Source organism: Dolichospermum compactum NIES-806, from assembly GCF_002368115.1.
Classification (GTDB): domain Bacteria; phylum Cyanobacteriota; class Cyanobacteriia; order Cyanobacteriales; family Nostocaceae; genus Dolichospermum; species Dolichospermum compactum.
Map to the genome: position 1 here is coordinate 4,637,141 of NZ_AP018316.1, position 11,654 is coordinate 4,648,794.

Sequence of the window (11,654 nt, forward strand, 5' to 3'; positions counted from 1 at the left end):
CTAGTATGAAGATTAAAGGATTAACTAACATCTAGCTAAAATTGCTGAGGTTTTATTCATGGCTACATTAACAGGATTGACCTTTGGAGGTACTGCTTGGACTCCTAAATTTGCCCAAGAAATAGATAAAGAGAAATGTATCGGTTGTGGCAGATGTATGAAAGTTTGTGGTCATAAAGTTTTGGGCTTAATGCCTTTAAACGAAGAAGGTGAATTTGTAGAAGATGAAGATGAGGAAGAAGTAGAACGGAAAGTAATGGTTGTTACTAACCCAGAAAACTGTATTGGGTGTGAAGCTTGTTCTCGAATTTGTTCTAAGAATTGTTATAGTCATGTAACATTAGACAAATAACATCTTTGGTAATGTTTAACGGTGTAATGTCCTGCAAAACATTGGTTATTTTGGTTAAGTTTATAGGCAAGGTAATTAGAGGGGAATCTTAATATTTACCGTAGTTGGTTAAAAGGTTTGCAGTAAACAGAAACGTAAATCGTAATTTGCTATCATCTAAAAAATCATACTTGCTAATATTTTTTCTCTTTGTATTTGATTTATGAAAATATCAACTCTCAGATCCTCGATTTCTTCAAGAAGTCGGGGATTTTGTGGTTATCAATATGAAAAAATATGGAAGTTTCCCGATTTTTTATTAGTTACAAGTTAGAACAATAATAGTGAAAATCTAAAAGATAATCTTCTCCTCAGAAAATAATTCTGTGGCTACACAAACAAAGTCTATCTTCACTGGCTATTGTTTTACTACTGTTTACAAAGCAGGTAGCATTCATGCAAAAAGTTCCTGTTTCGCTGTGGACACTGTTAGCTGGGATGATAATTGCCCCTATCAGTATCTGGGTTGGTCAAAATCATCATTTATTACCGGAAGCAGCATCGCAACAAGCGCCCTTGGTAGATGGTTTTTTCAATATTATGTTGACAATTGCGGTTGCTCTTTTTCTTGTTGTGGAAGGGACAATTCTGCTGTTCCTAGTTATCTATAGACGACGCAAAGGAGATAACTCCGATGGTACACCTGTAGAAGGTAACTTGAGTTTAGAAATTTTTTGGACAGCAATTCCTACGGTAATTGTGATTGTTTTAGGTATTTATAGTGTTGATATTTATAACCAAATGGGTGGTTTTGGTGTGGGTAGTCATCCTCACCAAATGTCAGCAGGTGCTATGAATATTAGTCAAACAGCTAATATTGGCATTGGTGAAAATCCACAAACTAAAAATAAGCCGGCTGATTTGGTTGTAGATGTTAAGGGTATACAGTTTGCGTGGTTATTTAATTATCCTGTCAGTGGTATTTCTGCTGGAGAATTGCACGTTCCTGTTGGCGCTGATGTGCAATTAAATTTATCCGCAGATGATGTGATTCACTCTTTTTGGGTTCCCCAATTTCGTCTTAAACAAGATGCTATTCCTGGTGTTCCTACTCAACTACGATTTACAGCTACAAAACCCGGTACTTATCCAGTAGTTTGTGCAGAATTGTGTGGTGGTTATCACGGTTCAATGCGATCGCAAGTAATCGTCCATGAACAAGCAGATTATGATGCTTGGATGAGTGAAAACCAGATTGCCCAAAAGCAAGATATGAATCATGCTGTAGCAGTTAATTTGGAGAATTTATCTCCGTCAGAATTTCTTGACCCCTACATTCACAATTTGGAAGTAACTCCAGCAGATCTTAAGTCATTAGTTATGAGTCATTAGTAATTAATAGCTAATAACTGAAAACTGACAAAAGACAACTAACAAAAATATGACACAAGTAAATTTTCCAGTTAATCCCCCACCTGATGCAAGCGAATCAACAACCCGGCTGATTACTCATAGTTCTCATCCCCCAGCCTGGAAAGTTCGAGATTATTTCACATTTAATACTGATCACAAAGTTATTGGGATTCAATACTTGGTGACAGCCTTTGCATTCTATCTAATTGGTGGGTTAATGGCGATCGCCCTTCGCGCCGAATTAGCCACACCGGACTCGGACTTTCTTGATCCAAATCTGTACAATGCCTTCATGACAAATCATGGCACAATCATGATTTTCTTGTGGATTGTTCCCAGTGCAATTGGTGGATTTGGTAACTATCTAGTCCCCTTGATGATGGGTGCTAGAGATATGGCTTTTCCTAAATTAAATGCGATCGCCTTTTGGTTAAATCCAGTCGCCGGATTCTTGCTATTACTAAGTTTCGCCTTTGGTGGTTCGCAATCGGGCTGGACAGCTTACCCACCATTAAGCCTAGTTACCGCCAACAACGCCCAAAGTTTATGGATTTTGGCCATTGTTCTCGTAGGAACTTCCTCCATTTTAGGTTCTATTAACTTTGTCATCACCATTTTGATGATGAAAGTTCCCAGCATGAAATGGGATCAAGTTCCTCTATTTTGTTGGGCAATTCTCGCAACTTCCATCCTCGCACTTTTATCTACCCCCGTATTAGCAGCAGGTTTAGTTCTGCTGTTATTTGATATTAACTTCGGCACATCCTTCTTCAAACCAGATGCAGGTGGTAACGTCGTTATTTACCAACATTTATTCTGGTTTTATTCCCACCCGGCGGTTTATTTAATGATTCTGCCGATTTTCGGGATTATGTCCGAAATTATTCCCACCCATGCCCGGAAACCGATATTTGGTTATAAAGCGATCGCCTTTTCCACAGTCGCCATTTGTGTCGTTGGTTTATTCGTTTGGGTTCACCATATGTTCACCAGTGGTACACCCGGTTGGATGCGGATGTTCTTCACCATTTCCACACTCATAGTTGCAGTCCCCACAGGTGTAAAAATCTTCGGTTGGGTAGCAACTCTCTGGGGAGGAAAAATCCGTTTCACCAGTGCCATGTTATTCGCCATTGGTTTATTATCAATGTTCGTCATGGGCGGATTAAGCGGCGTAACCATGGGAACAGCCCCCTTTGACGTTCATGTTCACGACACCTATTATGTAGTCGGTCATTTCCACTACGTCTTATTTGGTGGTTCAGTCTTTGGGATTTACGCAGGTATCTATCACTGGTTTCCCAAAATCACCGGCAGAATGATGAACGAAACCTGGGGACGAGTTCATTTTGTCCTCACCTTCATCGGCACAAACCTCACATTCCTACCCATGCACAAACTAGGGTTACAAGGAATGCCCCGCCGAGTTGCCATGTATGACCCCCAATTTACCAGCTTAAACCAGCTTTGCACCATTGGCGCAATCCTTTTGGGTATTTCTGTCATTCCCTTCGCCTTAAACGCCATTTTCAGTTGGAAAAACGGTGAACTCGCAGGTGATAACCCCTGGGAAAGTTTAACTTTGGAATGGACAACCTCTTCCCCACCCATTATTGAAAACTGGGAAGTTCTACCCGTTGTTACTCATGGACCTTATGACTATGGTCATGATAAATCATCGCTAACAGATTAAAACGCAGAGGTACGCAGAGGTTTTTTGAGGATAATTCTTTCTATCTTTGCGCCTTTGCGCCTTTGCGTGAGACTAGAAAAAATTTACTAGGAATAATAATATGACTGCAATTACACCAATTGAACATCATAGCGACGGGCATGAAGAACATCCAGATTTACGAGTGTGGGGATTAATCACATTTCTCGCTTCTGAATCATTAATGTTTGGTGGATTTTTTGCCACCTATTTGTTTTTTAAAGGGACTACAGCAGTTTGGCCACCAGCAGGAACAGAAGTAGAATTATTTATCCCAGCCATTAACACGATCATCCTCGTTTCTAGTAGTTTTGTCATTCACTTTGGTGATATGGCAATTAAAAGAAATAGTGTGGGTTGGATGCGGTTTTGGTATTTTATCACCGCAATTATGGGGGCTGTATTCCTAGCCGGTCAGGTTTATGAATACATGAATTTAGGTTATGGATTCACTACTAATGTTTTCTCTAATTGCTTTTATTTAATGACGGGCTTTCACGGTTTGCACGTCTTTATTGGATTGTTATTAATTTTGGGTGTATTATGGCGTTCTTTCCGTCGTGGTCATTATTCTGCCACTAAACATACGGGCATCGAAATGGCGGAAATTTATTGGCACTTTGTGGATATTATTTGGATCATTCTCTTCACATTGGTGTACCTGCTCAACATTTTGTAAATATAGGTAATGAGTAATTCTCAATGATGAATTACTCAAATCCTGAAAACCTTGATTTAGACATTTTCCTAATCCTGTAAATCCTTAAATCCTGGATATCCTGATTCACACATTTTCCTTATGCAAAAATTTGTGATCCTTTCAAGTTTAGACTATTAAATTGTGGAGATAAAACTAAATCATCACCGGAGAAAATCCCAATCTCATGATAAATTTTGTTAATTAATTCTAAAACCAATATGCTTTGGGTTTGGGGGTCAATAATCCAATATTCAGGAATACCACAATCTTGATATTGTAGACGTTTGGCAATAAAATCTCTATCTCTTTGTAATTCCCCAGGACTAACAACTTCAACAACCAATAAAGGTGGTAGCATTGATAGGCGAATAGTGTTCCGATTTGCTAATTGTTGAATATGCTCTTCTCGAATAATAGTCAAGTCAGGATAACGGTTTCTCGGTTCTCCTCTTACTTCCAATTCCAAACCATGTCCCCGTACTCTTTTATAACCCAAGAGAGAGACAAATTGAATTAATAAAAATGTAGTAATTTGCACATTGATTCCTGATTCTGGGGGCATTTCAATTAACTCTCCATTAAACAATTCATAAAGTTTGTCCGTACCATCATCATAAGATAAATATTCTTCAAAGCTTTGAAATTGATGTTTAACTTGTAGCATCAGAGTTACTCCATCTATTGTCTTAGTTAGATTTTAACACTCTTGATTTCTCTTTACGTCTCTGCACGAAATTAACTGTAATTCACTCAGGACTTAGAGGATGTTTGAAAAGTTTTTAATGTATAAATAAACCCCTCTCCAAACCTCTCCCCGATGCGGGGAGAGGCTTTGAAACCCCCCTTCCCTACGAGGGAAGGGGGGTTAGGTTTCTGGAGATTATCGGTTTCATCTAATACTTTTTAAACACCCTCTTAAGCAACTGGCATATTGGTAGGGTGCGTCAGATATCAACAATTTGTTTATTTGCAGGATTTATGCAGTCTGACGCACCCTACAACAGAGTTTTGGTGTGACACTTGCGTAAGTTCTATCACTTACTAGAAAATTGTAGACCTTCACATTAGCAATAGTCCCCATTTTGCTATAATCGTGATCACTTCAATGTAATCGGTTACAACATGATGATTACCACAGTTGAGCGTCGTTATAGTTTAGATGAATATCGCACCATTGAAGAAAAAGCTGAAGGGCGCAGTGAATATCGTGATGGAGAAATTGTACCAATACTCGGCATAAGGATCAACCATAGCCGTATAGGTGGTAATATTTTGGCATATCTTACATATCTTCTGCGGGATAGTAAATTTGAGCCAATTAATGGCGATTTACGCTTATGGATTCCTGAATATAAACGCGGATTATATCCAGATGTGATGGTTTTTGCAGGTGAACCGCAACTAAATGAAAATCGCAGCGATGAAGTTTTAAATCCTATTTTAATTGTGGAAGTATTATCTCCTTCAACAGCAGATTATGACCGCAAAAGCAAGTTTCGGATGTATCGTTCAATTAGCAGTTTTTGTGAATATTTATTAGTTGAACAAGATGAACCTTTTATAGAAAAATATAGTAAACAATCTCAAGGTTGGTTGTTAAGTGATTTTGATAATTTAGAAAAATCTATTTATTTAGAGTCAATTGGGGTTGAATTACCGATAGCGGAAATTTATAGCGGTGTTGTTTTTGGGTAAGTAGTGAGTTATAATAGGCTAGAATAAGTTATTGTTACCTTAGAGGATGTTTGAAAAGTTTCCGGCGATTATAAATCGCGACTACACAAACCAAGTCCACCTTCGTGGACTAACACAAAAATAAGGTTCTTAACCCACGAAGGTGGGTTTTGTCTGTGTAGCCGCGACTTCTAGTCGCCAGGGTTAGTATGGATTGAGACTTTTCAAACAACCTCTTAATTAAGTTTAAACCGTAAAACTATATGAGATTAGACTTTGTAGAATATTGTCAAGATAAAGATTTGCCAAGTGAGTGGCGTTTAGATGGTTGTCAATTAGGTAATGTCAACCTAATTGTTGGCAAAAACGCTTCTGGCAAATCGAGAACTCTTAGAGCTATCAACCTTTTATCTGGGTTACTATCAGGTGATGCCAGTCTTAGACCTGATCGTAGAAGGAGAGAATGGAGACTGACTTTCGATTCTCATAATGAAGATAACAAAAAGATATACGTATTAACAGTTGATAAAGGTCAGGTAATTCAAGAAAGTTTCACTATTGGCTCTACTAATTACCTTCAAAGGAATGAATCAGGTGAGGGACAAGTTTGGGCTAAAAAACTAGATCAATATATTGACTTTCAAACTCCTATTGATGAAGTTGCGGCTCTAAAACGAAGAGATTCTATCCAACATCCTTTTTTTGAGGAGATTTACACTTGGGCAAATTCCTTAAGATACTACAAATTTGGTACTGATTTAGGTAAAAGTAGTTTTATAGTCTTGAATACTAAAAAGATTGACGCAATTAGAAAAAATATAGATTTCAAAGATGCAGATCAAGTAATTGGCATATTCAAGTTAGGAGAAGAAGAAATAGGAACACCCTTCATTGAAGCTATAAAATCAGATATGTTATCTGTAGGTTATAAAATATCTGAAGTTGGCACTAAAACTCCATCAGCTTTGCTTTCTGATGAAGGAGATGAAGTATCTTTACTAGATGGAGAGCCGCAATATATTTATGTTCAAGAAAGTGATCTTAGAGAAAAAACTGAACAAGGATTAATGTCTCAAGGGATGTTTAGAGTATTATCTTTAATTATTCAAGTAAACTACTCACTATTAGCCAAACAGCCTAGTTGTATCTTGATAGATGATATTGGGGAAGGACTTGATTTTGAAAGAGCATCAGCGATGGTTAAGTTGCTTATTAGCAAAGCACAAACTGGATTAGTTCAGCTAATTATGACTACCAATGACAGATTTATTATGAATGGTGTTCCTTTGGAATATTGGTCAGTGATTGAAAGGACACCAGGATTAGCTAAACTTCATAACATACATAATTCAAAGGAAATATTTGATGATTTTAAATTCACTGGGTTAAACAATTTCGACTTTTTTGCAACTCAATTCTATATTGAGGGGTTTGGTAATGAGGAAAATATAGAATAGTGAAAAAATTAGCTATTTTTGTAGAGGGTAAAACAGAACAGATTTTTGTCGCAAAGTTGCTGAGAGAAATTGCTGGAAAATTTCAGATTTCCATAGAGATTAAATCTCGGCAAGGAATTAACTTTGATAACGTAATAATGAAAGATTCTGTCACTTCAGAAACAAAATTTTATGTATTAATTTATAACTCATGCCGTGATGAAAGTGTTGTTTCAGACATGAAGGAGTGGTATCATCGTTTAACTGAAGATGGCTATGATAGAGTAATAGGTTTAAGAGATGTTTATCCAATATCCATAGCTGACAAATCTAAGTTGGAAAGAGGTTTGAATTATACTTTACCAAAAGGGGTAATTCCTATAAATATAGTTCTTGCTGTTATGGAAGTGGAATCATGGTTTTTAGCAGAATATAATCATTTTCTCAAAATAGATCCAGGTTTGACTCCAGAGCAAATTCAATCAATTTTTGGATTTAATCCTCAAACTGATGATATGGAACAAAGACCTCATCCTGCTGATGATCTGAAACAGATTTATAACTATGCAGGAAAAGGTTATAACAAAAGCGAGAAACAAATCAATAGACTTGCATCTAATTTAGATTACGAGTTTCTATATATGTACCTTGCTAATAGTGTTCCTAGTTTGGGAGAATTTGTTGGATATATTGATAAATTCATGATTTCTTCATGAATATGATATATGAATAAATGTATTTATCTTAATAGTCTAAAAATATACAAAAATATCTTCATATCACAAATTTTTATCTACCCAATGGAGGAATCAAGACGTACCCAATAAGTATTAAATAATTAAACATTCCGATCACCTGACGAACTTTAACAGTATATCCCTTTGTTTGCACTATACAAACAAGGGATTTTTTTATGCAAATTCGTAAATGATACCAATTGTAGATGATAATCATTAATTTATATGTCTTAGGGGGGACTGGATTAAACCCGAATAAATATTAAATATTAAATAGCCCGATTACCCTACCGGACTTTAGCTCCAAATCCTCTCTTGTCATTACCCGACAAGAGAGGTTTTATTCACATTTTTCAAAATTGATATATTACCAAAATTTGTCTACATATTAAAAATAATGCCCCGACCATAATAAATATTAATGTTATTTTTCCTCCAGGAACTAGGGTTTGATAGTTACCATTAGTAAATTCTGGTGTTTGACTTTGTTTCCAACTCATTAATGCTGGCATAATTCCTCCGAGAATGGAAACACTAAATGCTCCCGTGTATTCTAAAGCATGAAAAAAGATATTAGGATTAAATGTTCCTAAACTCAGAGGTGGAAGCAACACTAAGGAATAGAGAGGTAAACGAGAAATTTCGCTTTTAGTAAGGATGGAAATATCTTGAAAAAAATCTGCTAAACCATAGGTAATACCTATAAATGATGTCACAATTGCAAATTCAGAAAAAATTGATAATAAGACAGCAAACCATTCTCCTGATTGACCAGTTCGCAGAATTTGCAGTGGATCAAATACGCTCTCATTTGCGAAATTATGCGATAAAATATCTGGAGTCATACAGCCTAAAATTACAGCATTCCAAGCTAAAAACATGAATAAGGGAATCACAGAACCAATCAGAATAGATTGGCGAATTTTAGGACTGTCTCCTTCCAATTGAGTTACAACCAATGGAATAATACTGTGAAAGAACATTGCTACATATATAATAGCAATAGCATTACCAATGGATTGCCAATTTTGTACTAAAAGTTGAGAGGTTTGGAATTGCATTCCTCCTAATATTAATAAACCCAAAAAAGTAATTAATAAAATAATAATGAATATACCATTTATTCTTTCTACCAATCTATCTTTACCCCAATACATTAGGCTACCAAATACGAGAAAAAAACTGACTGTTCCTACCCACTGAGGTGAAATATGTTCTAATTCCCAAACTTTATCAACTGTGGTTGTTAAAATTTTGCCACCTTCAGTCATATATGCCACTAAAAGGGCATAGTGGTTAAATACATAGGCAATTCCGGCAATTCTCGCTCCTGGTTTACCGAGAATCTTTTCTATGATTGCTAATAAACCTATATGCGAAATACCCTCAAATTTCATCACATTTAAAGTCAATTCGGCAATTAATAAACCGGAAATTAAAGTATACAGCCATACAATAATAAGTAGGATTGTGGATGGTATAATCCCAGAGGGTAAAGTTACAGCAGGTAATCCAATAATCCCCGCCCCAATGGTAGTTCCGACAATTAAAGCTGTATTTCCTAAGACACTACCGGGTTGATGTTGAAATTTATTATTATCAAATTTTAGATGGGAAAATAATCGCGTTACTGTTTGTTCTTTTTTATTCATAAGTGCAGTGAATTGGTGTTGTTTAGAGGATGAAATAACGAGTTGTTGGTCATGTATCCAAAATTCTGATATCCCCCTAAATCCCCCTTTTTAAGGGGGACTTTCATTGTAGTTTCCCCCTTTCTAAGTGGGGTTAGGGTGGATCTTGTTTTGTGGTTAATTAAACAAATTTTTTGGTAAACTCACATATTAAATCTACTCTACCTTTACGTAACATGGCTGGATCTAATCTTTCTGTGGTATTACAAGTCATTAGTATTACTAATTTCTGTTGCATTTGAATACCAGATTCGTCAATTACGCTTTGGTATAATGTTCCATCTAATAAGGCTAAAATATGCTCGGTTTTGTTGTTATATTGTGCTACTTCTGAAGCTCGATCTTGAGCTAAATTATCAGCTTCGTTGATGATAATACAAATCTTTTCTAAATATGTTGGCGGTACAAAGTTGGTGATGGCATCATGATCTAAAATGAAAATTACATATCCTAAAGGGACAAGAATTTCTTTAGCAACACTTTGTGTCCATGCTGTTTTCCCTGTACCTGGTGCGCCATGTACTACAACGGCTAATTGATTTTGATCTAAAATTGTTTGTTGAACTATGTCGGTAAAATCTTGAATATCTTGGGGAAATGTTGGTAATGGATACTGACTATGAACTTTGCCGACACGACTTTGATATCCACTTAGCATGACAGCTAGATCATAGGTGGCTTTATTAATTAATAGCTGCATATTTTTTGCCATTAACGTATAATTTCTTCTGCCTCTTTCATAAGCTTCAATTTGTAACCAAATATCATGTTCTGACCAGTAGGCATAAACTGTATTAACCACATCTAATCTTTCCCAGGTTACAAATTTTTCAACGGGGAAATAAAAGTCTCTTTCTGAGTAATATTGGGTGATAATATCAGGGCGTTCTAATAGTTTTAAAACTCTTAAAACGGTTATTTCTTGGAGAAGATTCAGGACGTAATCAATAGGAATACTGTTGCGACTGACAAATTGAACTAGGGGTGTTTCTGTTGTTAAAAAGTCTTTATGGCGATGTTCTGGGGTGAGCATATCTGGTGTAATATAATTCCAGTATTTTTGGAATTCACCACGGGTGTAATCTGAAGCTAAATTTAAAATATTTGCCCACCAAGCATATTCTTTTCTCGCTAAAGCATCAGCATAATAACTGGCTAAATTAATACTTTTCTGGGTTAATTCTTGAGTATCATGGAATAGAATTTTACCGAAGTATTCCCAATTAAAATCTCTGTGAAATGGCCGCCAACCACTAGATAACAAGTGTTGAAAGTTCTTATTGGTGTTATTACTTTCGTTGGTTCGGAAATAGTCAAAATCCATAGTCAAATTGTTTTCTGTTGAAACAGGCAATGATGCACAACTTTTTGATCACACTTATTTATGTAACATACTATAGCATTACACCAAAAGGTTTTGCTGCTTAATGCTGATGGCGTAGCCTGTCATTAGGTATAAGCTGCTGTATTACAAAAAAAGTTGTGTCAACTATTTTACTCATTCTTTAGCTACTTGAGCAATATTTATCTAAACAATATTATGCCTATAGTTAGGAATAGGAGTCAAAAGAAAGAATTATGTTGAATATTTTCTATCTATGAATGATGAATTTTTAGGTTCTTCCGTACCTGTTATGCCAAATATGAGTTTATTTACCCCATAACCCATATAAATAAAGGGTTTCATTGTTTTTGATGCCAAATTTATATCAAATTCACCGATGAATTAACGTAAAATCCTTACGGTATAAGGATTTTAGGGGTTGACAAAATTATTTAGCATAGTAAGTACCGAAGAACCAATTTTTATTCTCTAAGTCTGTAACCGTTCACAGGAGTAATTGGTGACTCAAATACCGTGAAATAGAATGTGTGAAGTAGTTACAGCTATAAAAATCACTTGCTAATCCATCTGGAGTACAAATGAATCAGGACTTACGCAACTGGCACATTGGTAAGGT

Annotated in this window: 10 protein-coding genes; 7 read left to right on the forward strand and 3 right to left on the reverse strand. The window is 36.0% G+C overall.

The features are described from left to right. Positions 1-58 precede the first annotated feature (58 nt). The 4 genes from fdxB (at position 59) to CA730_RS21610 (ending at position 4,134) form a co-directional block, all read left to right on the forward strand. Positions 59-352, forward strand: coding sequence for a ferredoxin III, nif-specific (gene fdxB / locus CA730_RS21595; protein ID WP_039200275.1), 294 nt, complete (start codon positions 59-61; stop codon positions 350-352). A gap of 435 nt (positions 353-787) precedes the next feature. Then, entirely contained in the window at positions 788-1,723 is a 936-nt protein-coding gene (locus CA730_RS21600) for a cytochrome c oxidase subunit II (RefSeq protein ID WP_096670438.1), read from the forward strand. Positions 1,724-1,772: 49 nt separating this feature from the next. Beyond that, on the forward strand, positions 1,773-3,437 hold the full coding sequence (ctaD, locus tag CA730_RS21605) for a cytochrome c oxidase subunit I (protein ID WP_096670440.1): 1,665 nt from the start codon (positions 1,773-1,775) through the stop codon (positions 3,435-3,437). Between the two features lie 100 nt (positions 3,438-3,537). Continuing rightward, complete coding sequence (locus tag CA730_RS21610; RefSeq protein ID WP_015078454.1) at positions 3,538-4,134, forward strand: cytochrome c oxidase subunit 3; 597 nt, start codon at positions 3,538-3,540, stop codon at positions 4,132-4,134. Between the two features lie 118 nt (positions 4,135-4,252). On the opposite strand, the gene CA730_RS21615 is transcribed toward CA730_RS21610, so the two are convergent. Further along, a complete protein-coding gene (locus tag CA730_RS21615; protein WP_096670442.1) occupies positions 4,253-4,819 on the reverse strand; it encodes a Uma2 family endonuclease in 567 nt (188 codons plus the stop codon). Between the two features lie 461 nt (positions 4,820-5,280). Here CA730_RS21615 and CA730_RS21620 point away from each other — a divergent pair, with 461 nt between their 5' ends. The 3 genes from CA730_RS21620 to CA730_RS21630 all read left to right on the forward strand — a co-directional run bounded on the left by CA730_RS21620 (position 5,281) and on the right by CA730_RS21630 (position 7,981). Then, entirely contained in the window at positions 5,281-5,850 is a 570-nt protein-coding gene (locus CA730_RS21620) for a Uma2 family endonuclease (RefSeq protein ID WP_096671718.1), read from the forward strand. Between the two features lie 242 nt (positions 5,851-6,092). Next, on the forward strand, positions 6,093-7,286 hold the full coding sequence (locus CA730_RS21625) for an AAA family ATPase (RefSeq protein ID WP_096670444.1): 1,194 nt from the start codon (positions 6,093-6,095) through the stop codon (positions 7,284-7,286). Next, positions 7,286-7,981, forward strand: coding sequence for a DUF4276 family protein (locus CA730_RS21630; RefSeq protein ID WP_157750038.1), 696 nt, complete (start codon positions 7,286-7,288; stop codon positions 7,979-7,981). Before CA730_RS21625 ends, CA730_RS21630 begins: the two co-directional genes overlap by 1 nt. A 374-nt stretch (positions 7,982-8,355) precedes the next feature. Here the strand turns inward: CA730_RS21630 and CA730_RS21635 are convergent, their stop codons facing one another. Next, entirely contained in the window at positions 8,356-9,654 is a 1,299-nt protein-coding gene (locus CA730_RS21635; RefSeq protein ID WP_096670448.1) for an amino acid permease, read from the reverse strand. A gap of 160 nt (positions 9,655-9,814) precedes the next feature. Next, positions 9,815-11,017, reverse strand: a complete 1,203-nt coding sequence (locus CA730_RS21640) for an AAA family ATPase (RefSeq protein ID WP_096670450.1) — start codon at positions 11,015-11,017, stop codon at positions 9,815-9,817. Between the last annotated feature and the right edge of the window lie 637 nt (positions 11,018-11,654).